Origin of the sequence: Fluoribacter dumoffii NY 23 (assembly GCF_000236165.1) — a bacterium.
Classification (GTDB): domain Bacteria; phylum Pseudomonadota; class Gammaproteobacteria; order Legionellales; family Legionellaceae; genus Legionella; species Legionella dumoffii.
Genome location: NZ_CM001373.1, coordinates 289,080 through 315,672, shown reverse-complemented (window position 1 = coordinate 315,672; position 26,593 = coordinate 289,080). Strand labels below are relative to the sequence as shown.

Genomic DNA, 26,593 nt, shown 5'->3' with positions numbered 1-26,593 from the left:
AAAGATATATAATTGCCCATTTTATCAATTAAAGATACCAACCATCCAATCTCACAGCAGGAATAAAATGAAAACTCTGGCAGAAATTCTCGAAAATCTGGGTTTGTTATATGAAAAGATTCAATTACCAACTATTGAATCCTCCGTTGAACCCAATGGTGGGGTGCTGAATCTTGATAAAGCTCTGGCAGATAATCCGGAGTGTTGGGATACCATCGCGATCGGTTCATCACAACTCGATAAGAAAACCATCATTATCAAATGCAATTTAAAAAACTCCTCTGAAAATATATACCTGCAAGAGCGTATTATAAAAAGACTCATCGAAGATAATTTTTCCATATATTTCCCCACTCGAGATGGTTTAAAAAAATTAGAGGATGCAGCACACATTACCAACCTCCAAGAGCAATATGCTGAGCTGGATCCCAAGCAAGAAGCAGATGAGTTAAAAAAATTAAACCTCATCTATGATCGGATAGCCTTTTTTGATAAGTCGGGTTTTGAGGAGCTGTGCAGCAAAATTCTTAATTCACCGGAAGCATTTTTTCATTTCATCAATTTCGTCGTTCAGGATTTAGATTCCCTATTCAGCATTTTAGGGCCGTCTGAAATACGTAACGGCATATTAAAGAGCATACTCGAGTGGTCTTTTGATCCTCATCCGAACTTGGATAGGGATTGGGACAAAAAATGCCAAAATTTGAAAACGGAACTCCTGGCTGCTGAAAATCAAAAAAAACCAATTCCGCCTTTTTTGTCGGCCACCCAACCTATGGTAACTGCTGATGATCCTGATCACCTGTATCTTTCATATCTGGTACAAAATTATCCCGAATTACTCAAAAGACTCACTCATATTAATTTGGCAAACAACAGATTTCCTTTATTTACCTTTCTTAACCAGCTGGAAAGTTTGGCTTCCCTTTCTCTGGAAAACTGTGAATTTGGACCATCAGAATATGAGGCAGAGCCCGATGAGGATGTACCCCTATTAACTACAAGTTTAAGATTTTTTCAGGCACAAGATACTGAATTTTATTCAGAACGTTTTGCAATGCTTCTCAATAACTCACCTCAGCTAAGGACGCTTTGTTTGCTTGAGGCAGGGATGAAAGATGATGCCCCACTGCAACTCAATCCTCATCAATTAGCCAATCTAGAAAGTGTGTCTTTTACAAATACCCGGATAGCAATATCTCAACTAAATACTCTCATTAATTCAACTTCCAATTTAAGAGAACTGAAATTAGCCCCTCTTTTGGGTCCTTGGGATGAACCTCTGCAAATCAATGAACCGCTCCTTCATTTAAAAGAACTGTTAATCAATTCCACTTTGATTTTTGACGATCTGTACTTGCTGCTTAATTCAGCTCCAAACCTTGAAACATTAACAATTTCCTTTTTTGACTGGATAGATTCAGGACCACCCGAATTTCAATTGGGTATCCAAATGGATGCGCTAAAAAATTTGGTCCTTGGCATTGGGAAAATGAGTAGCACGCAGCTCCATAGCCTTCTCATCAGTGCCCCAAATTTAACACGGCTGGAACTGGCGTCTTGCACTATTGATTATGACTTCAATTTTATCCCCAATTCCTTACCCAATTTAAAAGAACTCCATGTCACAAACACTGCTCTGCCTCCCAACCAATTATTAAAACTATTGGCCGCAGCACCCAATTTAGCTCACATTGAAATTTCTAATCCTGCTAATCTTCTTCGCCTGCTCCACAGTTTGCAACCGGGTTCACTGCCGTTCTTAAACCATATTGCCTTTACTACGGAGGCACTGAGTTTTTCAGAAATAGCGCAACTGATTAAAATAGCACCCAATTTAAAATCAATATCCTATCCTCTCCCGCAAAATAAAAGTGATAAACTCGCGGCGCAATGGCTGCAATATAACTGCCCACAAATTGAACTCAAGCTTATAGAAAATGCGACAAGCTCTGAAAAGCAAGCTGTCTTTACTTATGGTTCTCTATTTCTTGATGGGAAAATAGGCAAGTCTGATCAAATTCCAAACCTGCCCGCACGAACAATTTTCAAAGCTAAAGAAGGCATAATCCCTGTTTCCAGTTATCATTTGGATACATTTATTTGGGTTTCTGAAAGCAACTGTTTTAAACCCTATATCCCTGCAGAAAAAAATTTAGAACCTGTTGCTGAATCCTTAAAACGTACCCCTCAGCAAATAGAAGAACAATTTAACCATCCAGACGCCCCCAAGGAATTGGTATACAGTCAATTTTTATATGAAAAACCTCAGGTGGGTACCTGGCTGCAGTTACCTGCTTTAAGCGCAACCGATAAGCTCATTAACTATGCGGCAGAACATCCGGATTATGAAATAAAGAGAGATAAAAATTCGGGGTACTTTTTCATCAAATTTAAGCGAAAAATGGATTCCTGCATAGTGAATTACCTTCTTGATCCAGGAAAAAATATGGATTTCACCCTTGGAAAAAAACCAAACCAGGAACATCTTGAATGGCTCTCCCGATTATCATTTGATGGTACAGGGAAAATAACCGACTGCGAAGAATATCAACAGCTGTTAAACCTCGATGTCATGCAACGCATTAAAGCATTAACTGAATTTTGCCGCTTTGAGAAAGAAGCAGCTGATGAAGATATAGAAGGCAATGTCATTGACGTGTTAAATGCCTTGATCCAAAAAAGGGCCGGGGTTTGCAGGCACAGGGCCCAACTATTTTCTGCCCTCGCAGATGCATTGCAAATTGATGCCCATTTAGTGGATAACGATGTACATCAATTTATTCTTGCCACCCATAAAGACGTGCACTTTACCCTGGATTTAGGTGGCGGTACGGCCAATGTGGTGGATCTTCCCATGCTGTCCTTGCAAAAAAGGCAGCATGAGAAGAGAAAGGAAGAGCTCCTGGAAAGGACGAAAAAACCCGTTATTCCATTAAATCCGGGCAATCGCTTTCAAACCTGGAATAGCCTCCCTCTCCAAGCCAAAGATGCCGATGCACTGGCACAGAAACTCTCCTCTAAAGATTCAGTTTCAAGACAATGGCTTATTTTCAAAGACGGCCGCGGTATTGAAGCCCTGCATCAAGCATCCCTAAAGTGCAAAAATACTTTTTTTTCGCGTGATCTCGATACACTCGTCCTTCATCACACACGGATAAAGGATAATAAAGATACCCGGGTTGATAGTCCGGTAAGTCAATTTTTAAAGCATGCTGCTTTAAACCCCGGTGAATCTTACACCTGGTTTATTGATTGGTCTGATCCTAAGGCGCGTCACGTCAGCTTAAACAGTGTGATCGATAATGAAGACCGTAATCTTGGGGGGTTACCTATCCCACCCAATGTGCATCTTGTCGTAGGCATGGATGAGCGTTCTGCTTTCAAAATGGGCGATGATTACTATTCACGTTTCGATGCAATCAGCCAGGCGCCTGAACTTCCCCCCCTTAATTTACCCGAAATAAAACTGAATCATCCTGTAGGTGAGGATGATGTCCTTTTTCCTTCCCCCCTAAATTGGGAATCCGTTTTTCTGGGTAAACATACTTTTGATGAGGGCGTTTTAGACATCGCACCCGGCGCCCTCATGAAGGCATCGCAAACAAAGAGCACAAAATTGGTTTTGCATAACCCTCCGCTTGAAGATCCTAAATTTCGCTTTTTGATTCAGGATATCAGGGCCAACAAGCGCTTTTTCTTTAACGGGGAATGGCATGAACTGCACCAAGATTTTCAGCTCGAATTGGTACAGCCCGACTTAAGTACTTATCCTGAGATAATTGCTCCCAAGGGATTGCCAGGGAAAAAACGAATTGTTAACCAAACAACTTTGCCCTTGTTTACTAATCAATACCAAATTACAAAGCATCACACGATTAAACCTCTGCCCGGATTTTTTGCTGCCGATTCCTGTCTTGAATTAGTTGTGACCGATAACTTAACCGAGATCCAATGGTACAGTCTCTTGAAGGAAGCAAACAGAGCAAAATGTGCCTTGTCGATTAAAATCACTCCGAAAGTATTCGTACCGGAGCCTTTAAAAAAATGGGTGAGTTCCATTGAACCATTGAGACAAGGAAATTGCCTTGTTATTTCTGATGATTTGGATGCTGCTGAAGAACACTATAAATCAGCAGACGCCATTACGGTTAATATTGATTCCAAAACAAATTTTAATAATTTGTTTTTCCATGTCTCTTTAAAAAACAAACAATTTAGCGGTGAAGAAACGCCTTTATTAAGGGCCATTAAAGAAGGAAAACCTGTAGTTTTCAAGGGACAATTTTCCACAACCCTGGCGCAGCAATTACAAACCCTTTTTGTTGATCCCCCCACTCTTTGGGTTAATGGCGAACCCGTTTCAGCCCCAAATATCACCCTCGTCACTGATAATGCTGCCTCCTTTAAATCCGTGCACAAGACAATTTATACTTATAACCCCGAAAACGATTTTGCACGCTTAGGCTCTGATTTGTCAGCCAGGTTAAAGAAAATTTACCAACAGCTCCAACTCACCCCGTGCCATAGTCATTTTCTGGATTTGCCCAAAGATCCGACACAGCATTTACCCTGGTTGGACCACTTAATCCATCGCCTGCAATGGCGGGCGGGAATCCTTCCTCATGGAGGGGAGCCAACACCCCCCGAAGCAGTAATGGATTATCTGAAGCAGCATCCCTTTGTCTTTCTTACCAGTAAAACGGGAGCTGGAAAAAGCTATTTTGTTCAGAAAATCCTTCCAAAGTATGGAAAAGAGCAAGGACAACCACTCAAGATATACCATGAATTGGCGGGGGTAAAAAAATGGCTTGAACATCAGGAAGAAAGCCAACCGGTTTTATTTATTGATGAAGCTAATATAAGCCAGGAGCATTATTCCTTATTCGAAGCCCTTGCTCGTGGGGATAAAGAGCTTTGGTTTGAGGGTATATGTTATCCATTAAAAAATCATAAAATTATTTTTGCAGGAAACCCGACCCATTACGAAGGACGTTTTGAACCAGACTTATTTAAACGTTATCCCCATTATTTGCCTTTCGAGGGGCAACCTTTGGGTAACATCTTAAGGCCTCTGCTTGCGCACTATAAAGATTCAGAAAACTTGTTACCTCTCATTGAAACTTACTATACCAAAGCACAAGCCGCTGGGTTGAATATTACTCCCAGGAATGCCCAAATGATGTGTTTGCGCTTCTTTATTCTAAAAGAGCACGCACAAACCAAGCTGATGGGAGATGATTTTTTAATGCGCTACGCTATTTTAAAAGAAATCAAACAAATAAACCTGGATAAAAAGTTAAGTCAGAATATACGACATGAGATAAAACAAGTAAAAAACTGGAATCAGGAAAAGCAGCAGCTTAAAGAAGTGTTACAACAATTTCATCCGGTTACCACTGATAAAAAATTCATCTGGACTGAGTCACGAAAAAAAATAGCCGTGAGTATCGAAATGCTCCTGCTTATCCGCGACAAAAAGATAAAGGGTCTTTGGAATCAGGAATTTGGTCTAAACGGAATCATTCTTGAAGCAGAACCCGGTCTGGGAAAAAGCCAATTGGTTCTCTCCCTGCTCAAATCAAAGGGAGTCGACTACATCACTATTACGCCAACTAATCCTAAAGAGGTACAAGAAAAACTGCTGGATGCATTCCACAAGGGAAAGGTTGTTTTTATAGAAGAATTTAATACGCAAATTCATGAAAAACTCCTCAATGCCTTACTTTCAGGCTACGATCTTGAGGGAAATCCTCCAGATAAACCAGGTTTTTGTCTCATTGGAACTCAAAATCCAACTACCTTTCACGGTCGGCAACCTTTATCCAAAGCCCTGGATAACCGGCTCATGTTTGTGGAATTAAGCCATTATAACGTCAATGAATTCATTAAAATTCTGACCGAAAAGTTCCAGTTATTTGCCGCGAAGGCAAAAACCTTGACTGAGGAATATTTTTCAGCACGTGCTTATGCGCACAGCCAGAGTTTATTCCCCCCTCCCAATCCAAGAAATGTGATGAAAGTAGCTGAGGAAGAGCAAAGAAGACAGGAATTGACGGTATCGTAGAAAAACCGGGGGTATGGGACGTGCCGCATGGCGCAGGATAATATCCGCAGCCCCCTGTTTGTATCGAATGGAACAACTTTCGCAATTAACGGGCATAGAACTTCTCTTAATTCAAGACTACACTTGAAGTAGTGAAATAAAGAGGCATGCAAATGGACATATCAAAGTTTTTAAGTAAAGTCCTTGGAATTTATTTGATTGTTGTCAGCATTGCCATATTTTTTAACGGGGATCAATTCACCATTTATATCAAGGAATTGCTTAAAAATGCTCCCTTAATGTTAGTCATGGGATTTTGGACCTTCATTATTGGTCTACTCATGGTGGTAAGCCATAATATTTGGCAATGGAGCTGGCGGCTTTTGGTCACTATTATTTCCTGGCTGATTTTATTAAAAGGAGTGAGTATTATTTTTTACCCTCACTACATTGATCTGGCGAGCCTTCTCTTTATTCAAAATAAAAATATAGCCTATACCACTGCAGGATTTGACTTGATAATGGGGATGATACTCTGCTACCTGGGTTTTAAGCGAAATTAAACGGCTTTAAGCTGCCTGCCATTTTATAGAATTCATCGATGAAAACATTCCTGAAAATACTTTAAAATTAAGGGATTGGGAATAGCCCTAGTCAATTTACAGTATATTGGTTAAAGTATATAAACTGTTTTTCAAATTAAGGGAATAATAATGAACCTTTTAGCAAAATCACTTTTTTGTACAGTCTTTTTAGCTAATATTACTTTTGCTAGCGAAATATCCCAATTTAATTCACAAATCCAAAGCCAATTAAAACAAATGCAAACCGATCAACAGCAACAAGCACAACAAATGAATACCCAACTCCAGGACCAAATTAAAAAAGTTCAATCCGATTTACAACAGCAAATCGACTCATTAAACACGCAACTGCAAAATCAGATAAAGACAGTACAAAGTCAACTACAGACACAAATACAAAGCGTCAATTCTCAGGTTCAACAATTAGCAATCAAACAAGGCATGCAGCAAGTCCCTGCTCCAGCTCCAGCCCCGGTTAAGAAATAAATCCAAAGCATTTCCCGCGAAAGCGGGATTTCCTGCCTCCATTCCCAAGCCCTGCTGCCTCATTAGATTGCTGAGTTAATTTTTACTAAGTAAATTAATGGAACAACTTGAAGACGCAGACAATTTGGGTGATTTTATAGACACTTAAAACATAACTTTTTAAATCGCTCCCCGCTCACAATCATGCATTAGATAGGCTTTCTGATAGGAGCTGTCATTGCAAAACAGCAGGCTTTGGAATGTTTGCTTGCAAATACTCTCGTTATAACTGCTCAGTAGTTCGTTTAAGCCCTATTGAATGGCTTAAGTTTAAGCAAAAAATACATTAACAGTATATACTTTAAGTTAAACTGGCTTACACATGGTGCCAAACAGTTTGAGGGGAGTGAGTGAGGGAACATGACTAGACGTCAAATAGATTATCAAAGAGTGGCTCAAGCCGCGGAAAAAGTGAAGAAACAAGGTAGAGAACCATCTCTTACTAATGTGTGTGAAGAATTAGGTATTATTTCGCCAACATCAAACTTATCCAGCCTGCTTGAAAAATGGTATCACACCCAACCCGAGTTCCAACGCTCCATTAATGCCCCCCTGTCAGAAAATATTAATGTTAAGACCCATGATATCCTTGAAAAAAATGTAGAGTTGGAAAAATCATTATCTTTATTACGTGCCACCCTTGAATCAACCGCTGATGGCATCATGATGGTTAACGGCAAGGGACAAGTAGTAGACTGGAATCAAAAGTTCGTAGAAATGTGGCGCATCCCCTCGCATATGCTGGAATCGGGCACTGAAAGTATAGGTTTTGAATACATTTTACAACAATTAAGTAACCCGGAAGCCGTTATTGCAGATGTAAAATATCTTTACGAAAATCCTGAATGGCAGGGGGAATTACCGGTTTTACATTTTAAAGATGGACGGATTTTTGAGCGCTTTACGCAGCCGCAACGGATAGGTGCAGAAATCGTTGGAAGAGTATACAGTTTTAGGGATATAACGCAAAAACTTCTGGAAGAAGATGAACTTCGCATCCGTGAACGTGCGATCGAGGCCAGCACCCATGGGGTGGTAATCTTAGATATTTCCAAACCCACTTTACCAATCATCTATGTGAATAAAGCATTTGAGCGCATCACAGGGTACAGCGAAAGGCAAATATTGGGACAGAATCTTACTTTTTTACATGGCAGTCAAATGGAGCATGTAAATCATAAGCGGATTAATCTCGCCATAAAAGAATTACGTGAGGAAACGGTAGAACTGGAAAGTTATCGACGAAACGGTGAGGTTTTTTGGGCTGAAGTGAGTGTCGCCCCGGTAAGAGATTCATTCGATAACGTCAAACATTATGTCTGTATTCTTAATGACGTTACCCAGCGTCGAGAGATGGAACAGCAACTAATTCAACAAGCGACCCATGATTCGCTTACTGAATTACCCAACCGGGTTTTATTAATAGACCGGGTAGACCAGGCCATCTTACAAGCCAAGAAAAAAGGCTCCATGCTGGGTTTTTTATTCCTTGATTTGGATCATTTCAAAATGACTAATGATACGTTGGGGCACAGCATTGGAGACCGCCTCTTACAAGCGGTCTCCAATCGACTGCTTATTGCTACGGATGATTTTGATACCGTTTGCCGCCTGGGGGGGGATGAGTTTGTTATTTTATTGCAAGATGTTGCCTCAGAACTGCAAGCCCAACAAAAGGCTGAGGAAATTCTTGAGTCAATAGCAAAACCCTTTCAAATCGATCAACACAATCTGAAGGTGACCGGAAGCATCGGCATCAGCTATTTCCCTAAGGATGGTGATGATTATGAATCCTTGATGAAAAGTGCCGATTTATCGATGTATCATGCCAAAGACAGCGGCCGCAATACGTATCGTACCTATGACAAAGAAATGAATATGCGCATAATCAATCGAATGCAGCTTGATAACGCCTTACGTGACTCCCTCAAGAAAAATGAATTTCATTTGGTTTATCAACCATTTATTAATTTAGCTACAAACAAAGTCATTGGTTTTGAAGCCTTACTGCGTTGGCACAGCCATATTTTAGGGGATGTTCCCCCAAATGAATTTATTAGCATGGCGGAGGAAAATGGCTTAATCCTTGATATTGGAATGTGGGTTTTAAAAGAAGCCTGCAGTCAGCTGGTACGTTGGCATGCTCAGGGTTATGATCATTTAACTGTCGCCGTAAATATTTCAGGCAGGCAATTTCGCCAAGCTCATTTATCTCAATTAATTGAAAAAATCCTTCTTGAGACAGGCTTACCTGCACGGTTTTTGGAATTGGAACTGACTGAAAGCTTGCTTGTCGATAATGTAAAACATGCTGTAGAAACCATGTATGAGTTGAAAGACATGGGGACCAAGCTGGTTATCGATGATTTTGGTACCGGTTATTCCAGTTTATCCTACCTCAAACAGTTTCCTGTTGATAAATTGAAAATAGACCGCTCATTTATCAGCGAACTGGTCAACCGGGAAAATGATGCGGCCATTACCCGGGCGATCATTAACTTGGGCCATAGCTTAAATCTTGAGGTCCTGGCTGAGGGAGTGGAAACCGATTTACAACGTGAATTCATTGTGCAACACGGCTGTGATTATGCCCAAGGATATTATTTTTCCATGCCTAAAAAGCCTGAAGAATTAAAAGAATTTATTAGCCATCATCTGTAATTTCCCCATTTTCTAATTGTTTTCTCGAATTCGGTATGATTTTTGCTATAAAAATTATGCTTGGAAGTACGTAGAGAATTTTTATGTTGATTTGATTATATTAATTTTTATTAAATGGAATAAGCAGTCGTAGTAGTCGCTGCCCAAAGTGATCTCGGTACAGGTATGCCAGTGAGTAGAGGTTCTGGGGTACCTGTATCACTTCACTTGCAAGCTGTGATTGTTCTAAGGAGACTGGAATGAAAGAGGTAACCCTCATTGGCTCGGGTTTGGCTGGAAGTTTACTCGCCCTCTATTTGGCAAAAAGAGGTTATAGACTTGCTTTATTTGATGCGAGGCCTGATTTGAGGTTGATGCACGCAGATGATGGGCGCTCCATCAATCTTGCCCTATCATGCCGTGGAATTACCGGAATGGAGGGCGTAGGTATTATGCCACGGGTGAAAAAACTCATGGTTCCCATGCGTGCCCGCGCTATTCATGAACTTAATGGGGAAATTAAATTTCAATCTTTTGGCCGCCATCATGATGAATACATCAATGCCATTCAGCGCAACGAGCTAAATAAGCTATTACTCGATGAGCTGGAGCAGTACCCTCAGGTTAAACTCCATTTCCATACCAAACTCATTGATTTGGATGTTGACAACAAAATTGTCATTTTTGAGCGACCCGACAGGAGTACACTAAAAAAAGGGTATGAACTTTTGATTGGTGCGGATGGTGCTGGCTCCTTTGTCCGGGAGCAATTACTGGCCAGGAATTTGGTTCACGCTTCCCGAACCTTTTTGCCGTATGGATATAAGGAACTTTCTATTGGGGAACCAGGCCAAAACCACCTTATTCATGAACATTTACACCTTTGGCCACGAGATGCTTTTTTATTGCTAGGCAATCCCAATGTAAATCAATCCATCACCGGTTCATTATTTTTACCCCATGAGGGAAAAAACAGTTTCGCTGCTCTGGATAACGAGATAAAAATCATTACCTTTTTTAAAGAATCATTTCCGGATGCCTATGCGGAAATGCCCCATTTAATTGAAGAATTCACCCTACATCCTACGGGTAATATGAGCACTATAAAATGCGATCCCTGGCATTACCAGGATCAATGCATGCTGATAGGCGATGCGGCGCATGGGGTAGTACCTTTTTTTGGTCAGGGCATGAACAGTGCTTTCGAGGACTGTCGTATTTTGAATACCCTCCTGGAAAAACACAATGATGACTGGAAGGAAGTGATGCCCGCTTTTTATCAATCAAGAAAGGCAAATACGGATGCTGTGGCGCAAATGTCTATGGATAATTTTCATGAAATACAAGTCGACATTAGAGATAAGCAATTCAATTTAAAAAAACAGCTAGAGCAGGAATTAATGCAGAGATATCCAGAACATTATGTTTCAAAACACGTTTTGGTGATGTTTACTAATACCCCGTATGCGGAAGCACAGGCGCATGGGGAATTACAAGCACAATTTTTAAATAAAATATGTAAGAAAGTGGAGCGAATTGAAGAGATTGAATGGGATAAAGTAGAGAAAGAACTGAAACAGTATGACAAAAAATTGGCATAATTGAACTGAATTTTAAATTAGCGGAAAAAATTCAAGGGCTTACTTTGTCAAAAATTTGACACAGTGATTAATTTTTGCATTATTTTTTTGACGAAATAAGGTTTTTGATGAGTCACACGGGGGTATTTAACCCTCTTTTTAGGGAGATTTTTAGGCAACAAGAGAAAAAAGTTGGTACGCCGCATGCATTACCTAAAGTGTCCAACCAATTTATCTCATGGAGATGGCTATGAAAATCATACAAGATTATATTGATTCAAAACAACAAGAATTCATGAATCATCCCTTTTTTGAATTACTCGAACATTTAAAAAGTTTAAAAGAATTGAGCTACTTTGTACCTGAACTGACCTTTTGGGCTATGACGTTTCAGGATATATTAAGAATAAATGAAGAAAAAGTGACCGACCCCTACTTAAGAAAAGTGGCCCGCCACCATCGGCTTGAAGATTCAGGCCATGAAAAATGGTTTCTGCATGATAAAAAATATATGGGGGCCGTAAATATCGACCCCACAAATGATACCAATGATGTCAGTTGGCTTTACAGCAAGGAATCACAATTAACGCGGGATGCAGCTTATGCTATCTTGGCTGAGGTTTACAAAGCGAATGAGGAAATCCTCAATATTGTTCTTCTCTTAACAATTGAATCATCCGGGCACGTGTTCTTTGAGAAAGTCTCAAAACAAGTGAAAAAAACGGGAGAAGATAAAAACCTCAAATATTTCTCTACATCACATCTGGAAGTAGAAATGGCGCATGCCTTGTTTGAAGAAGAAATGGAACGTTCCCTGTTTTCGAGAACAGTACCTATCCATACCCGCCGGGAAGCATTAAAAATGGTAGACCGATGCTATGAGGCGTTTAACAAGATGTTCGATGGATTGGTTATCGCTTGTAATCGAAGACTCGAATTGGCAAAACAAAGGAATCATCAAGATGCTGCAAACAAAGAACCAGTGGAATTCATTTCACATAAAGCAGTGTAAACAAAAGCTTGGACAAGCGGTGCTCAGCGATGGGCATCCGCTTTTTTTATTTGAAGAAGATTTTGGAAAGTTGTTGCATTCCACTCCTGCAGCCCTCTGCGAACCGAAAACCACTGAGGAACTTCAGGCACTGATACACTATGCCGATGAACATCAATTGCCGGTAACAATCCGTGGCAACGGGTTAAGCCAAAGCGGACAATCGCTTGCAGTTCCTGGCGGACTAGTCCTGAGTATGCAATATTTTAACCATACATCAGAGGCTGACGCAGATTCAATTTGGGTTGAAGCAAATGCCTCTTGGGCTTCTCTGTTGGAAAGTTCATTAAAAAAGTCCATGGTTCCTTATGTGGTGCCGCATAATTGTAATTTATCGATTGGAGGCGTGCTCTCGGCAGGAGGGATCGGGTCGGCCTCATTCAAATACGGTAGTGTCATTGCTCATGTGAATGCCTTGGAAGTAGTCCAAGCCAATGGAGAATTGGTGAGCCTAAAAAAACAAATGCCGTTGATGGAAGCCTGTTTGGGTGGTCAAGGACGTTTTGGTTTGATCACCAAGGCATGCATTGCCTTAAGGCCTTGTTTAAAAAATGTGCGCACGTTCTTTTTACTTTATGCAGACAAGAATAAATGGCTTGAGGATTTACTGTTATGCCAAACAAAAGCAGATCATATAGAATCATTTTGCACACCCGCCATTCAAGGGGCAAAATTATCGGAGAAAGGCCGTTTCCCTTTTGCACAATGGTTTTATGCACTGCATGTTTCTCGGGAATACGACAATGAACCACCAGATTTCAAAGATTTGGGGTTAACTCCCTGGCAACTTCTCCACACCCAGGATGAAACCATTCACTCTTATTTCCATCGTCATGATTCCCGCTTTAATGCAATGAAAATGACGGGGCAATGGGAACTTCAACACCCTTGGTATGAGTGCTTTATACCAGGTATTTTACTCAAAGATCTGGAACAACTGTTAGCTGCTTTACCCCTGCATTACGCTACGGTAGTGCATATTGCACGGGTTGCCGCACTTGCCCCTACCGGATTTTTACAACTCCCCAAAGGTGAGGATGTTTTTGCGCTGATGATCTTGAATCCAGGCTTGCCAAATGCATTAATTCCCAGTTGCCTGGAAACCATCAAACATCTGGACTCAATTTTTCTTGGGCAAGGGGGAAAACGTTATCTTTCAGGCTACCTAGGTGATATTCCAGATAAAAATTATTGGAAAAAGCATTTCGAAGAACGTTATGATGATTGGGTTCAATTAAAAAAACAGTATGACCCCCACCCGATTTTTTGTTCGCTTTTACATCACCAATAATGCACGCAAATGCCAATCTGCTGTCATCATAAGAATTCTGGCAAAGAAACCTGGGGCTTTAGTCAGGAATAGGCCCCGCCCTCATAACTCCAGAAAATCATGTTGGAATTATCATTTTCAAATGACTTATTTTTTGTGCCTGGAGGTCATTTAAGTTAAAAATCCTTCATTCTGTAACAGCAAATTAGGGCAGGCCATTTCGCATTGGTTGTGCTTATTATCACTAACCAACGAAATTTAATTCGCGTCCATATCCCTCTCTCATCTTTCTCTCTCGGGTATAGGCTTAAATTCCATTAAAGTAAACAAGCTCTGCGTCGGATAACTGTTTTTAAAACGAAACCCTGTGGGTTCGATTGATTTTTGCCATTCGGACAAGGTCCGTTGTCTTCCGCCTAATAAAACCATCATGACCAAATCCATAGTTTTATTCGGATGGGGTTTATCATCATCCGGCATCACTTGTTCTACAATAAACAAAGTTGCATTTTCAGGCATTTGCCGGGCACAATTTTTTAATATCTGGTGCATCATCTCATCATTGAAATCATGCAACACCCCCTTAAAAATATAAGCATCAGCTTTGGGTATGGCCGCAAAAAAATCTCCTTCCTGAAGGGTGATGTTTTGTGCAAACGCATCGGTGTTTAGTTGGCGAATCACGGCAGGCGTATCAAACAGGATGGCATTTATCTGAGGGTAATCTTTGCTTAGGGAGTTTAAAAGTCCTCCTCGCCCGCCCCCCATATCTACAATAGTTGAAAAGATAGAGAAATCGAAGGCGCTGCTAATTGCCGCCTCATCATAAGAAGATAATTTTGCCATCCCCCTATCAAAATTGTGTTGCTTTTCCGGATGTTTGGCAAGAAAACTGAAAAAATCGTCTCGGTGTTGTATTTCAAACGCGGGTTTTCCCGTCTTAAGACTGACATCCAGCTGAGAAAAAGCTTGCCACCAGGAATCATCTACCATACATAATACATCACGCACAGAATGGGGATCATTATCGCAAAGCGGTTTGGATAATTCGGTCAGGGAGTAAACCCCATTATCGTAATGGAATAAATCATAGCTTATTAGAAATTTCAAAACCCTATCAAGCCATTCCGGCTTTGTTGCTGTTGCTTTGGCTAATTCATCAATATTTTTAGGCCCGGATGCAAGATGATTGGCTACACCCAATTTGGCTATGGCATGTAATGCTCGTGAAGCCACATACCAACGTGACATGATAGCTAATTGAACATGAGGTTTTTCCATTTGAGAGTACATTTATAATTCCTTTTAACGCGGTTTATTTATTATTTGTTAATTGAATCAAAAAGTTAAGTGATATTTAAGTTTTTCTGTGATTGCACAAATTAAGATAGCTCTTATTTTATTATATACCGCCCGCTAAATAGTACTGGAGAGGGAATAGAGCAATTCCCAAGCTAACATTTTGACGAGCGGATCGTATTCTTACACTATACAACAATATGAATTTTTTGCGTGTTGCTTTTCTTCTATTCTATGCAAAATCAGACCAAGATGCTCATTTTGTATATACAACAGCAAGATTTCAATACCATTTAATTGTTTATTAAACAGTTTATCGAAGTATCTTTCTGCGGCTGGTATCCCTTTAGTGGTTCATTTTTTAGTTTAAAATCCAAAAAAGTATAACTTGTCAAATCAGGAGTTAATGAATTAATGGTTTCGGCATCGTGTAGCTCAACTTCGAAGGATTTATTTTCTTGAATCCCGACAAATGTTTGATATTTAGGTTCCCTTTCAACTTTTATGCTCAGAATTCCGGACAATGGAAGCAAGTTTACTTCCGGTAATTTATCAGCCACGATGACATGGGCATCAATTTTACTTACCTCATCGGCATTTGTGATTTGATTTTTATAATTATCCAAACAAATTTCAACCCCGATATGCAAGCCATTAAGCTTGATAATATTACTATTGGCAACAGAACCTTTTTTAAAAAAAACGCTTTGGTTGAGCCTGCCGCCAGAAAAATCAAAATCATACACCAGGTGGGGATTACTTTTCCTGTATTTCATTACCTGTGTTTTGTATACAAAATAAATCATATTCCTATAATAAATTTTTTGATTTTCTTTGCTGGTTTTTTGCCAACATATGGTTCCAGGAGCGAGGATGAGTTCACTGTCTTGAGACAAGCGGATGAGAGTATTTTTAAATTGATTTTTTTGTTCTTGCGAATAATATTTTTCTTTGCCGGATTTATTTAAATCTTTAAATAAATATTCCGGTGCAATAAAAATGGCTTTGATTAATCCTTTTTTTGAAAACCCCTTTAAATTTTCCTTGGCGAGTTCGATATTATCTTCTACCTCTTTTAATCGATCCGCAAAAGATAATTGATAAAAATCATTTTTAGGTTGATAGATATAAACTTTAAAATGAGCGCTTATTATCGGGAACTCACATTCAGGAGCTGATTTTGAATGAAACATAAAAACATCACTTTTCTAATTTCAGGTAGACCCTGCTGAAAGATTACAAATCATCAGAAACGAGTAAACATTGCCAAATAAATTTCGGAAGAGAATAAAGCAGACCTGTGAGCCGAGTGAATCAATCGCCTTTAATTCTCTTCTTAATCCAGGAGCTTATTTTATGCAGGTAACATTGCAGCATGGCTCAGGTTTGCAATTCTTACTCCAAAAGCAACCAGCAATCCCCCCATAACTTTGACAATGTAATATTGCAGCCGATTCAGGTTGGATTTAACGTACTGATGAGTAAGCAGGTAAGAAAGGCTGGAAAACCAAATCATATGAATTAAAGCAATTTCAACTCCATAACCCAATTCTGTAATAATGGAATGCCCGGGTTTAACCACCAAAGTAAAAAATGCCAGTAAAAACATGATTGCTTTAGGATTTAAAAGATTACAAAACAACCCCTGGTTAAACGCTTGTAACGAAGTGATGGAGTGGGTTGCCTGACGGGTGTCAACCTTCATCATTTCACGTTTTGCTAACAGGCTTTTAATGCCGATATAAATCAAATAAGCTGCTCCCAGATATTTAATAATACTGAAAGCCAGCAATGATTGTGAAATAACCAATGCTAATCCTAAAATGCAATAACTTGCATGAGCCAAGAGGCTCACGGAAACCCCCAAAGCGGTATAGATCCCGGCTTTTCGGGAGTACAACAAGGAATTTTTGGTGACCAGGGCAAAATCGGGGCCAGGAGAAATAGCAGCTAACATAATCAACACGCTTATTGATAAAAACTCTTGCACAATTCTCCCCCAATAAAATCATAAAGCATCATTATAACATGAATTTTAGCGTCCTTAATCCTTATTATCTCGACTATAAATGGCGAAGTTTTTATCTGCACTCCAAGGCTGCAGAGCATAGGTTTTTGTGGTCAAGGAACATTGGGAGTCAAAAACAGCACCTATATTTGCTGCCGTGTAATGGGATGCTTCTTTTCCACCGTGACCATCATAAATTCCTACCAAAAAGGGGAGCGTCGCGGAAAGTGTTTGTACAGCAATTGAAATATTATCTTGGGAGCCTCTTGCAAGCGCTTTATACGCAAGTTTTTTTGCTAATTGATGTTCTTGCAGTTGGCCGGGGGAAGGTATTCTCCGGATGCAATCAAAAAGCCACCCTTCATGCTCTTTTTGCGTCTGTGAAGTTAAAGGCTCCGTAAAACCATCGCAAGTAGTAATGATTTGCACCCTTGCCACGCATGGAGCACTAATACCCAAATGCCCATAAATTTTAGCGAGCGAATGAATGTCGATATGGGCATCAGCACAAACTACCTCAGGATTAAAATCATAATCACCTATCGCTCGGGAGACAGCCAGGCGACCATTAATACGATTAAAAAAAACCTCACCCCCGGCTCTTCGTATCCGTTCTAACTCCACTTCAGGATGGTGAATTATGCTATTCAATCGAAACACTCCAAGCAAATCCCCCTGTTTTCCATAAATCACGGCAAAAGAGAGAGAGTCTGCTAAAGTGGCGGTAATTAAAGTGCCTCTACCATCATAAACCGTCGTTGAAGCAGTTGTACCGCTATAAAATTGCTTCTGACCCAACTGGTTAAGCAGGTGGTAGCTAGTCCATAGGCGCCGTCCGATTTCTTGCGGGGTTAGGGGATTAAAGTGATCTTTGGTATACCAGCAGGCAAAGGCGGCATCCTCCTGGCTTTGACGGGCGCCAATAGTTTCATACAAACCAAAACCATGACCTTCTACCCGTTCACAGACATCAAGCCCGTTATCTGCAGGCAGTGAGATCAATTGCTGAATACGAGTCATGACTGTCCTGATTTATCTCTGTAGAAAAACTATAGCATAAGGACCAACGTACTTTGTGACTACCGGCACTCAGATTCCGTTGTTTCTTCTTTTGTTAATTGGGGCAAATATCCGCAGTCAATTAGGTAATCAAGATATCTACGGAATAAACCCGCTTCAGTTTTTCCACAATAAACCCCATACTTTGCTAATTGATTTATTGTATAAGTACAGTCAATCCTCGCTTTGTTATTATGGAGATATAAATCAAATAATGTACGGTCTTTGGGTAATAGTTTTTCTGTAAAAAAAGGACGTAATGGAGAAAGGCCGCTGTTATGTTTCACTAAGTTTACCCACTCAGGATAAGCAACTTTCTGCATCTTGAATCCTTTAGCCTCAATGGCTTTAACTAATTGATGAACATCCATTTCCTGAGGATTGGTTAAATGATAGGTATCCGGCTGATAGGGTTTTTCCATAGCTAAACGAGTAATCGCCCGGGCAATATAATCCACTGGAACAAAATTGAATCCGACTTCCAGTTCAGGGATAGCCCCCAATTCGATGCACCCTTTGAGGATTCGGCATACCACATCTTCATGGTTCCAGTGACCTGTTTGGCTGTTACCGGTTATTAGGCTTGGCCGGTACACTATGGTGGGAATATTGTAGCTGCGCGCATGGACCACCAACTGTTCTGCCAACCATTTGGTTTGATTATAACCTCCATAAATTCCTTCTTCTGGTGTCAGTTCACTCAATTCGCTGACTACTGCATCCTCTGCCAAATCAGCAGACATAAAATAACCTATGGTGGAGATATAATGCAGTGCCTTCAGCCGTTTATGTGCTGCTAACTTTATGAGTTGTTTGGTGCCCAGTACGTTGCTGGCCATCATTTTTTGGTAAGGGTAGTTAAAATTAAGTACTGCAGCTCCATGAAAAATGAGATCGATAGTGTCTGCCAAATACTCCCAATCGTGCCGGAAAAGCCCCAAGTTATTTTTTTCCAAATTTCCCGCGACGATTTTAATCCGTTCATGAAAAATCGGATCCCATATCCCATAACGCTCCATATTAGCTCTGAGCCTCTCCATCCCTGCAGCGAGTGAACTGGCTTGCACAAGACAGGTAATCTGCCAGTCCGTATGCAGGAGCAGTTCGCACAGTAAGTAGGCTCCTAAAAAACCTGTGGCACCCGTTAACAAAATACGTTGCGGCATGGGAGCTGGTTGAAATCTGATATGAGGGGTTACGTTTTTATGTTCCTTAAATTCTGCCTTCAAATCAACCGGCGTATTTTCCAGCGTCTTGGGAAGCTCCACTGTACCCGCCAGTAAGGACATTATTTCCTCGATGCAGGGATCCCTGAGCAAGAATTCAATTGAAATGTCCTGACCAGTACAGGTCGAAAGGATATGGTGCAACGTGCCCATTTTCACCGAACTTAAGCCTGTTTCACTTAATCTTTTTTCCTTATCCAGCGAGTTAAAATCTGCATTAAAAATTTCTCTGAGTTGTGCATCTATTCCTTTTGCCGATTTTTGTGGGCTATCGCCCTCGAGCTTGCTGATGCAAATAATATCCAGCTCGCCACGTACATATTTTTTCTTGCATAATAAACGCTGGATTTTTCCACTCGTTGTTTTTGGTACTGATTTACGCCCTGCTAACACCACCACCTCTGCTTCAATTCCATGAGCCTGCAGCAACTTGCTGCGGATGATTTTTATGAGTGCTTGCGGATTTAATTCCTGGATGTCTTTTTCTATTTCCTGGACAATAATCAAGGATTCCCGATCGTTTTCTTCTACAGAAAAAATAGCGCAGCAATGCTCGCGAAGATGAGGGTGGCAGTTATGGAGAGCATCTTCCAAATCATGAGGGTAATAATTGCGTCCGCGCACAATAATCATATCCTTTAAACGTCCGGTGACATAAAGTGCACCTTGATCCACATATCCAAGATCCCCTGTACGTAAAAAAGAGTGGGGTTTATCAGGGAGGCCAGCATTAAAACAATATTCTGTTTCCTCAGGTAATTGCCAATAGCCTTTGGCAACACTTTTCCCTGCCACCCATATTTCGCCTACCGTTTTTTCTGGACATTCGTGTAACGTTTCGGGATCAACAATGGCAATGTGGCAACTATCAATTGCTTGTCCGCAGTTAATCACGCTGCGGGAATCGGGATGCGTTTCATTACATTGAATGACCTGCCCCTGGTTTAATCTGTTCTTATCAACATAGTGACAGTTAACCCCCTGTTTTCTCACCCCTCCTGTGACCATCAAAGTGGATTCTGCAAGCCCATAACAGGGGTAAAAAGCCTCGGGCGCAAATCCACAACGGGCAAAGTTGTGAATAAAACGCTCAATCGTTGATTTGCGAATGGGTTCTGCACCACTCATGGCACAATGCAGGCTGCTTAGGTTCAGCGCATTTTTTTCTTCTTCGCTAATTTTGCTCGAACATAAGTCATAGGCAAAATTAGGGGCCACTGTTGCCGTGGCGCGATAATGAGTTATAGTTTCCAACCAAATGGCGGGGCGTTGCAAAAAAGTAAACGGGGACATGAGTTTTACAGGAATGCTACTGAAAAGTGGTTGTAATATTCCACCTATTAGCCCCATATCATGATAATGGGGTAACCAGGAAACACTGATATCTTGTTCAGTGAGCCTGTTGGCTTTTTCGATGACAAATAAATTATGCAATAAATTAGCATGAGTGATCATCACCCCTTTGGGTTTGCCTGTGGAGCCTGAGGTATATTGCAAGAAGGCGATATCCTCTTTTATTACCGCAGGATTGCGCCACCCCTCCCTCTCATTCATCCAATCTTCAGCGGTAACCCATTGGATTTTCTCAAATTCTTTTTCGTTGCTTTTTAATTTGCTGATGTGCGGAACCAGTTCTTTTGTAGTGAGGACGACAGTTGCCCCTGAATTTTTGATAATATGGTGTAATTTTTCAGACAGTTCTTTTGTAGTAGGAACATAAGAAGGTACGGCAATGACTCCGGCAAACAAGCACCCCAAGAATGCTGAAATAAACTCAAGTCCAGGAGGATAAAAAATCAATGCACACTCCCCGGGAGAGGTGACTTCCCGCAAAACACGCGCTATTTTCTGGGCGTCTTCTGCCAACTGACCATAGCTTAATTTCTTATCTTCCATCATTCTTCGATGGATGAATGTATAGAGTGGAAAATCAGGATTTTTTTCTGCTTTTTTTTCTAATAATTCGACCAGGCTCTTATAACCTTCTCCCATCCCAAACCCCTAAAATCTAAACTCAAAATGACTCACTCAATGAGAGACTTGTAAATTTTTTTAAATACTTTGCACATCTAAATCCTCTGTGCCGCAATTTATTATGGAATATCTATTTGAAAAGTACAGCAATCTCAGCCAAACTAAAACATTTTTCAACGATGTGGCAGGATCAATTCAATGTTCAAATTCATAGTTAAAGCCCTATTGAAAATAAAAGAAGCCAGCGGGTATTCTTTTGCTGGTTTGAAGGCCGCCTTCCAGGACGAATATGCATTCCGCCTTGAATTATTAGCCGGGGTTATTGCCTTGCCTGCTGCGATTTTTATAGGAAAAACCTCCATTGAACGTGCCTTGTTGATAAGTACCCTGCTCCTCGTATTGATTGCCGAATTATTGAACTCTGCCGTGGAAACCACATTAAATCGAATTGATCGCGCCTGGAATCCTTTAACAAAGAAAGCAAAGGATCTGGGTTCAGCAGCAGTGTTCCTTACGATCATCAATGCACTTGTGGTGTGGATCTTAATTATCATCTCCCGTTTCCAGGGGTAAAAAAACAGTTTGAAAAAGAGCGTAGGGCAAATCCCTGAATAGAGGTCATTGCGTACTCAACAGCCTGGGTTTCATAATTTATTCCAGGCTATTTGTTTGATCAGGATAAAAGCGGATTAATGCGTAAAATTGGGTGTACTCCGGATAAATTCAGAGAGTTCATCCAATTGGGTTTTAGCACAATACTCAGTCTGGTTTTGTTCTGGATTAATCTGGGCAAGTTTCTGATAAAGCTTTTCTATGTTTTCATGACGGCCTTTACCTAAAACCTTGGAGTGGCTGAAAAAGTAAAATAAACCTGGTGCAATCTTTGATTGCCCAATTTGTTTTAATTGTTCCAATTGTTCGATAGGGGAAGCTGTAGAGCTTAAAATATGGGCAATCCTTTTCATGCCTGTGCTGTTGGTTGTAATAAATTTAGCCGTGAGCTGTTTGTCTTTTATGATTTCCTGGACACAGCCTTTAAAACTGTCTATTCCTTCTTTAAATTTCATGTTTTCATTATGCAACATGCGAATTACATGTTCCAAATCAGGGTATGGATTATCCTGATCTTCAAAATCTGCCCTACGATTTTCTTTAATTAATTTTTTTGCTAATACATAGTGGGACTTAGGTAAAGTGAAAGTGGAAATAGCACGATAAATTTCTGCTCTTTTTTTAAGCATCTCCTGATTAAAGAGATGACTCTGGAGTTGATTATCCACAAAAAGGTTTTTCCTAAAAGGAGATAAATTATGCTTTGCTGCCAGCAATTTCATTTGTTGGTGATACTCTTCGAACTCTTTGAAATGGGTGATCATTGCCGCCCATCTTTCATTAAAACTTTTATATGCATCCATGCGGGCAGGTAGAGTAATAAAAAATTTATTCACATGATCAATTGTGGGCCGTTCCTCAGGCTTCCTTCTTTGCAATCGCTGCAGCAATATCTTTATATCTTCCAGCAGATATGGATCGATTTCAGACACATCATAATCACTAAATAGGCCATCAAGACAATAATTGGCATTGGCTAAATCAGGCAGGTTGGTAGCTGACTCTTTGTATTTTAAAATATTTCTGGCCCCAAATATCTCCCCCAATATTGCGGCAAACGCATACATATCGGATTGATAGCTGCTTCCTTGTCCAAAAAGAACTTCAGGGGCCATATAAGCCAGTGTTCCTGAACAATTTAAATTATTTTTAGAATCAATATCTTCAGCCAAACCAAAATCAATAAAAATAATAAGAAATTGCCCTTTACTTATCTCTTTATAGCAAATGTTTGCGGGCTTCAGGTCACGATGCACAACACCTTTTTGTTGTAATAAAAGCATTTCACAGGCAATCCGTGCAGCAACTTCCAGGCGAAATTGAAAGGAATACTTGTGGCTGGGGCTAAAGGGCAAAATCTTATCCAGACTGATGCCGCAATCATCGAGAATGGTAATTACTTTATCTCCCGCCCCAACTACCCCCACAACGTTCACTCCATGGTTGTGTTGTTTCTGGGCTTCTCTACCTGCCCTTAACAGTAATTCAGAGTAGGGCAGTTTTAACGTAGGGGTTTGGATTTTAACCACATTCTTTACCGGGATAACTTGTGCTTGATAGCGTTTGCTTCTTGGTTCATGCGTCATCACAATTTTAAACTTTGATTCATTAACCGCCCCGAAACCGCCCTTGCCTTTTTGCGTGCTTTCAATAATATGCCATTGATCTTTACCAGAGAGCACAAGACAGTGGCTGAAATTAAATTGGGGCAAATCTTTTTTAAATAAACTGAGTTTGGATCCTGAGGAGCGAATTGATGAGGAAGTATCAAAAGGTACTATAAAATTAACCTTTTCTCTCTGTTTAAACAAAAATTTTGCTATTTTTTTATCCAGAAAAATCGGGGCATTTGTTTTTTTACATAATTGATTAAAATCAACATACTTCATAGGATTTCCATAACGCTAAAAGTAAAAAAATAGGGTTCCAATGGTATCAGTTTTAACTCTTAATAAGAAAAAAAATTCAAATCTACTTACGAGAATTCCCGATTCGAGTTAAAATAAGCGCCTCGAACAGTAGCCGTATACCGATTCCAACATGTCCAAATCATTAAAACATATTAGGCGCGTCTCCTGTGTTGTACCGGTTTACAATGAAGAAGCAGGAATAGCCGAATTCATTGCCGCCTTAACCGATACGCTAAAAAAACTTGGCTATGCCTATGAGATATTGCTTGTAGATGATGGCAGCCAGGATAATACCCCTTTGATTATTCAGCAGCTAAAAGCGCACTATCCTCTGCGTTGTATTCGCTTTAGCAGGAATTTCGGCAAAGAAAATGCTATCAGTGCCGGTCTTGATTATGCTCAAGGTGACGCCGTAATTCTATTGGATGCAGACTTCCAACATCCCTTGGAACTTTTGAGTCAGTTTCTTGCCAAATGGGAGGAAGGCTATGATATGGTTTACGCTGTTCGTCAAAACAGAGCTAATGAATCCTGGTTAAAAAGAACCTGCGCCAAAGCATTTTATCAACTGACTTCGCGAATCAACCGCATCAATATTCCTGCGAATGCTGGCGACTTCAGGCTGTTGGATCGCAAAATTGTGACTGCCTTGCAAAAATTGCCCGAGCGCAATCGGTTTATGAAAGGCTTATACAGTTGGGTGGGATTTAAACAAGTTGCTATTCCTTTTGAAGTACAACCTCGTAAAACAGGTACTTCCCAATGGAATTTTTACTCGCTCATGGACTTGGCCATCACTGGAATCACCTCCTTTACCGCTTTTCCTTTACGGATGATTGCTATTGGGGGCATAGGCGTGGCAACCTTAGCCATTTTATATGGCTTATGGATTATCCTTAGCACTTTAATCTTCGGAATTGAAACTCCAGGTTGGGCAACCATAGTAACCACCATTTCGTTTTTTGGCGGGTTACAACTTTTTGCCTTGGGCGTTGTGGGTGAATACATAGGACGTGTATTTGATGAAGTCAAACACAGGCCCCATTATATTATCGATGAGGAATCCAGTTTTGATGACAGCTCAACTTAGGTTAAAGCATAGGCTGGTTTTTTTTCTGGTTATTGGCGGCTCTGCTGCCTTAATCCACCTCTTTACCGTCTACAATCTGGTAAACTTCATGCATGTCCATGCTCTCACAGCAAATGTGTTTGCTTTTCTGCTCGCCTTTAACGTCAGTTTTTTTGGCCACAAATATCTGACCTTTTCCCGCCTGCACAATGAACAAATTTTAAGCTTACCCCATTTTTTCCTGGTCGCAGCTTCTGCCGGCATTATTAACGAACTCCTTTACTACTTTCTCTTAAATTATACTCATTTGAATTATTTATTGGCCTTATTTCTCGTATTGGGATTGGTTTCTGTTTACAGTTTTACCGTGTCCAGATTTTGGGCGTGCCGCTAGGGCACCAGTAAGAGCCGTTACATGTCAATGGTGCTTGGCTTCAGTACCTCTTCATTCTCACCTCTGAAGCATTGGATTTTTTTCTTTTTTACATCAAAAACATAATGGAGCTTGCAATATTCTCTGGCGTTTGACAATAAATTAGGATTAAACACCACAAGATTAATTCCCTCTGCATGTCTGGCGGACGGAACAATCAGGAGAGGATGTCCTTCATGCGCTACTCTTCTGCCTGTTTCCTGGCATTTGGTGTAGTTATCCGGATCGACGAGCCACGGGTATTCCTCTTTTTTATCAGTAAGATCCAACCCTAGACCCTCACAATAAATTTTTCCTACACGTCTATCAATGATAATTCGATCTTGGGTTTGAAAAATATCCCAAGAATCTTTTATTTCCTGAATGAAATGGTACCTTGTTTCATAAATTGTCGTTTTCAGTGTCTCTGACCCATACCAGCACGCAATGGAACCATCGCTGTATCGGGAGCTGGTTATGTTTTCAAACGGATAATCAATAAAATCATTTTTACTGTAATCAAACGCGCGCTGAATCAAAGATTGATTGATTAAAGCAGGATGGGTATGGCTTTCTAATTCATTGGCCGCCGCCCAATTGACTGGATCCTCACTAAGATCATCAAAAAGATCCTGGGAAACTTTAATTCCTCTTATGTTTCTATAAATATCTTGCGAGTATTCCCTAACCATAGCAAATAAAGACACCTTTATTGACCTCTCATAAAATCGGTGAAACGTCTTATTTGGGCAATCCCGATGTATCCTTGCTCCAACATAACGTCCAAAGGACGCAGGTTATGAAGCTTTTTATTTCTTCCTTTTACCCATTGATAGACTATCTCCCGATTGTATGGGTAAAGAATCCGCAGATTTTTATGTATCCCCAAAAGGTGTCCCACCCGTTCAATGGTATCGCGGCCAGATATATGAGCTGTCCCTTTTTTAAATTTAGCCAGTTGTGCAGGACTGATACCCCCTAAGAGTTCGCACTCTTCCTCATTTTTTAATTGCCAATGTTTAAAAAGGGCAACTACGTTCTGCGTATTGCGTTTGAGAACGTCTTCATTTATCACGGACGATAGATTAAATGGCTTTATATGTAAATGATTCATAGCAACACCTCTATTTATAGATGATAATAGTCTATTAATGGATTTTTTACAAGAATGAGGGATCAGAATAGTAGATGACAGCGCATAAAAAATTTAAATTCCACATGCGCATAAGATGGTGTTTTCAGGAAATAGTACCGATTAACTAACGAGGTGACAGCCGTTTAGAACTTCTACAGGCTCGCGAATGATGAGGCGTTTTCCCGCCATTTCT

General features: G+C 40.4%; 18 protein-coding genes. 10 read left to right on the top strand and 8 right to left on the bottom strand.

Going from position 1 to position 26,593, the window contains the following annotated elements:
• Nucleotides 1-67: 67 nt before the first annotated feature.
• The 7 genes from KYQ_RS01440 to KYQ_RS01410 all read left to right on the top strand — a co-directional run bounded on the left by KYQ_RS01440 (nucleotide 68) and on the right by KYQ_RS01410 (nucleotide 13,717).
• Nucleotides 68-6,067, top strand: a complete 6,000-nt coding sequence (locus KYQ_RS01440) for a MoxR family ATPase (RefSeq protein ID WP_019349482.1) — start codon at nucleotides 68-70, stop codon at nucleotides 6,065-6,067.
• 152 nt (nucleotides 6,068-6,219) lie between these two features.
• Complete coding sequence (locus KYQ_RS01435) at nucleotides 6,220-6,609, top strand: hypothetical protein (RefSeq protein ID WP_010652576.1); 390 nt, start codon at nucleotides 6,220-6,222, stop codon at nucleotides 6,607-6,609.
• A 150-nt stretch (nucleotides 6,610-6,759) separates the two neighbouring features.
• Nucleotides 6,760-7,116, top strand: a complete 357-nt coding sequence (locus KYQ_RS01430) for a hypothetical protein (RefSeq protein ID WP_010652575.1) — start codon at nucleotides 6,760-6,762, stop codon at nucleotides 7,114-7,116.
• Between the two features lie 399 nt (nucleotides 7,117-7,515).
• The gene (locus KYQ_RS01425; RefSeq protein ID WP_010652574.1) at nucleotides 7,516-9,816 is read left to right on the top strand and encodes a bifunctional diguanylate cyclase/phosphodiesterase; all 2,301 of its coding nucleotides are present in this window, start codon (nucleotides 7,516-7,518) and stop codon (nucleotides 9,814-9,816) included.
• A gap of 239 nt (nucleotides 9,817-10,055) precedes the next feature.
• Entirely contained in the window at nucleotides 10,056-11,396 is a 1,341-nt protein-coding gene (locus KYQ_RS01420) for an FAD-dependent oxidoreductase (protein WP_010652573.1), read from the top strand.
• Nucleotides 11,397-11,625: 229 nt separating this feature from the next.
• Entirely contained in the window at nucleotides 11,626-12,387 is a 762-nt protein-coding gene (locus tag KYQ_RS01415; RefSeq protein ID WP_010652572.1) for a hypothetical protein, read from the top strand.
• Nucleotides 12,338-13,717 (top strand): FAD-binding protein, encoded by a 1,380-nt coding sequence (locus KYQ_RS01410; RefSeq protein ID WP_019349481.1) that lies wholly within the window; start codon nucleotides 12,338-12,340, stop codon nucleotides 13,715-13,717. The genes KYQ_RS01415 and KYQ_RS01410 overlap by 50 nt, the downstream gene beginning before the upstream one ends.
• Before the next feature lie 261 nt (nucleotides 13,718-13,978).
• On the opposite strand, the gene KYQ_RS01405 is transcribed toward KYQ_RS01410, so the two are convergent.
• The 5 genes from KYQ_RS01405 to KYQ_RS01385 all read right to left on the bottom strand — a co-directional run bounded on the left by KYQ_RS01405 (nucleotide 13,979) and on the right by KYQ_RS01385 (nucleotide 21,280).
• On the bottom strand, nucleotides 13,979-14,989 hold the full coding sequence (locus KYQ_RS01405; protein WP_010652570.1) for a methyltransferase: 1,011 nt from the start codon (nucleotides 14,987-14,989) through the stop codon (nucleotides 13,979-13,981).
• 299 nt (nucleotides 14,990-15,288) lie between these two features.
• Nucleotides 15,289-16,188 carry a hypothetical protein gene (locus tag KYQ_RS01400; protein WP_010652569.1) on the bottom strand — a complete coding sequence of 300 codons (900 nt, stop codon included), beginning with the start codon at nucleotides 16,186-16,188 and terminating at the stop codon, nucleotides 15,289-15,291.
• Nucleotides 16,189-16,349: 161 nt separating this feature from the next.
• Nucleotides 16,350-16,985: a LysE family transporter gene (locus KYQ_RS01395; RefSeq protein WP_010652568.1), complete on the bottom strand. Its 636-nt coding sequence runs from the start codon at nucleotides 16,983-16,985 to the stop codon at nucleotides 16,350-16,352.
• A gap of 54 nt (nucleotides 16,986-17,039) precedes the next feature.
• A complete protein-coding gene (locus tag KYQ_RS01390; RefSeq protein WP_010652567.1) occupies nucleotides 17,040-18,023 on the bottom strand; it encodes a PP2C family serine/threonine-protein phosphatase in 984 nt (327 codons plus the stop codon).
• A 59-nt stretch (nucleotides 18,024-18,082) separates the two neighbouring features.
• Complete coding sequence (locus KYQ_RS01385) at nucleotides 18,083-21,280, bottom strand: thioester reductase domain-containing protein (RefSeq protein WP_019349480.1); 3,198 nt, start codon at nucleotides 21,278-21,280, stop codon at nucleotides 18,083-18,085.
• Nucleotides 21,281-21,460: 180 nt separating this feature from the next.
• Between KYQ_RS01385 and KYQ_RS01380 the strand changes: the two genes are divergently transcribed.
• Nucleotides 21,461-21,835, top strand: coding sequence for a diacylglycerol kinase (locus KYQ_RS01380; RefSeq protein WP_010652565.1), 375 nt, complete (start codon nucleotides 21,461-21,463; stop codon nucleotides 21,833-21,835).
• 116 nt (nucleotides 21,836-21,951) lie between these two features.
• On the opposite strand, the gene KYQ_RS01375 is transcribed toward KYQ_RS01380, so the two are convergent.
• Entirely contained in the window at nucleotides 21,952-23,763 is a 1,812-nt protein-coding gene (locus KYQ_RS01375) for a protein kinase domain-containing protein (RefSeq protein ID WP_019349479.1), read from the bottom strand.
• 151 nt (nucleotides 23,764-23,914) lie between these two features.
• On the opposite strand from KYQ_RS01375, the gene KYQ_RS01370 reads away from it, so the two are divergent.
• Entirely contained in the window at nucleotides 23,915-24,874 is a 960-nt protein-coding gene (locus KYQ_RS01370) for a glycosyltransferase family 2 protein (protein WP_010652563.1), read from the top strand.
• Entirely contained in the window at nucleotides 24,858-25,247 is a 390-nt protein-coding gene (locus KYQ_RS01365; protein WP_010652562.1) for a GtrA family protein, read from the top strand. The genes KYQ_RS01370 and KYQ_RS01365 overlap by 17 nt, the downstream gene beginning before the upstream one ends.
• A 17-nt stretch (nucleotides 25,248-25,264) precedes the next feature.
• Here the strand turns inward: KYQ_RS01365 and KYQ_RS01360 are convergent, their stop codons facing one another.
• A complete protein-coding gene (locus KYQ_RS01360; protein ID WP_010652561.1) occupies nucleotides 25,265-25,957 on the bottom strand; it encodes an RES family NAD+ phosphorylase in 693 nt (230 codons plus the stop codon).
• Nucleotides 25,958-25,974: 17 nt separating this feature from the next.
• The gene (locus KYQ_RS01355; RefSeq protein WP_010652560.1) at nucleotides 25,975-26,379 is read right to left on the bottom strand and encodes a hypothetical protein; all 405 of its coding nucleotides are present in this window, start codon (nucleotides 26,377-26,379) and stop codon (nucleotides 25,975-25,977) included.
• Nucleotides 26,380-26,593 lie beyond the last annotated feature (214 nt).

What these genes read in the sequence shown, in the direction of transcription:
- KYQ_RS01440 (WP_019349482.1), top strand. Translation starts at nt 68, where the DNA reads ATGAAAACTCTGGCAGAAATTCTCGAAAATCTGGGTTTGTTATATGAA.
- KYQ_RS01435 (WP_010652576.1), top strand. Translation starts at nt 6,220, where the DNA reads ATGGACATATCAAAGTTTTTAAGTAAAGTCCTTGGAATTTATTTGATT.
- KYQ_RS01430 (WP_010652575.1), top strand. Translation starts at nt 6,760, where the DNA reads ATGAACCTTTTAGCAAAATCACTTTTTTGTACAGTCTTTTTAGCTAAT.
- KYQ_RS01425 (WP_010652574.1), top strand. Translation starts at nt 7,516, where the DNA reads ATGACTAGACGTCAAATAGATTATCAAAGAGTGGCTCAAGCCGCGGAA.
- KYQ_RS01420 (WP_010652573.1), top strand. Translation starts at nt 10,056, where the DNA reads ATGAAAGAGGTAACCCTCATTGGCTCGGGTTTGGCTGGAAGTTTACTC.
- KYQ_RS01415 (WP_010652572.1), top strand. Translation starts at nt 11,626, where the DNA reads ATGAAAATCATACAAGATTATATTGATTCAAAACAACAAGAATTCATG.
- KYQ_RS01410 (WP_019349481.1), top strand. Translation starts at nt 12,338, where the DNA reads ATGCTGCAAACAAAGAACCAGTGGAATTCATTTCACATAAAGCAGTGT.
- KYQ_RS01405 (WP_010652570.1), bottom strand. Translation starts at nt 14,989, where the DNA reads ATGTACTCTCAAATGGAAAAACCTCATGTTCAATTAGCTATCATGTCA.
- KYQ_RS01400 (WP_010652569.1), bottom strand. Translation starts at nt 16,188, where the DNA reads ATGTTTCATTCAAAATCAGCTCCTGAATGTGAGTTCCCGATAATAAGC.
- KYQ_RS01390 (WP_010652567.1), bottom strand. Translation starts at nt 18,023, where the DNA reads ATGACTCGTATTCAGCAATTGATCTCACTGCCTGCAGATAACGGGCTT.
- KYQ_RS01385 (WP_019349480.1), bottom strand. Translation starts at nt 21,280, where the DNA reads ATGGGAGAAGGTTATAAGAGCCTGGTCGAATTATTAGAAAAAAAAGCA.
- KYQ_RS01380 (WP_010652565.1), top strand. Translation starts at nt 21,461, where the DNA reads ATGTTCAAATTCATAGTTAAAGCCCTATTGAAAATAAAAGAAGCCAGC.
- KYQ_RS01375 (WP_019349479.1), bottom strand. Translation starts at nt 23,763, where the DNA reads ATGAAGTATGTTGATTTTAATCAATTATGTAAAAAAACAAATGCCCCG.
- KYQ_RS01370 (WP_010652563.1), top strand. Translation starts at nt 23,915, where the DNA reads ATGTCCAAATCATTAAAACATATTAGGCGCGTCTCCTGTGTTGTACCG.
- KYQ_RS01365 (WP_010652562.1), top strand. Translation starts at nt 24,858, where the DNA reads ATGACAGCTCAACTTAGGTTAAAGCATAGGCTGGTTTTTTTTCTGGTT.
- KYQ_RS01360 (WP_010652561.1), bottom strand. Translation starts at nt 25,957, where the DNA reads ATGGTTAGGGAATACTCGCAAGATATTTATAGAAACATAAGAGGAATT.
- KYQ_RS01355 (WP_010652560.1), bottom strand. Translation starts at nt 26,379, where the DNA reads ATGAATCATTTACATATAAAGCCATTTAATCTATCGTCCGTGATAAAT.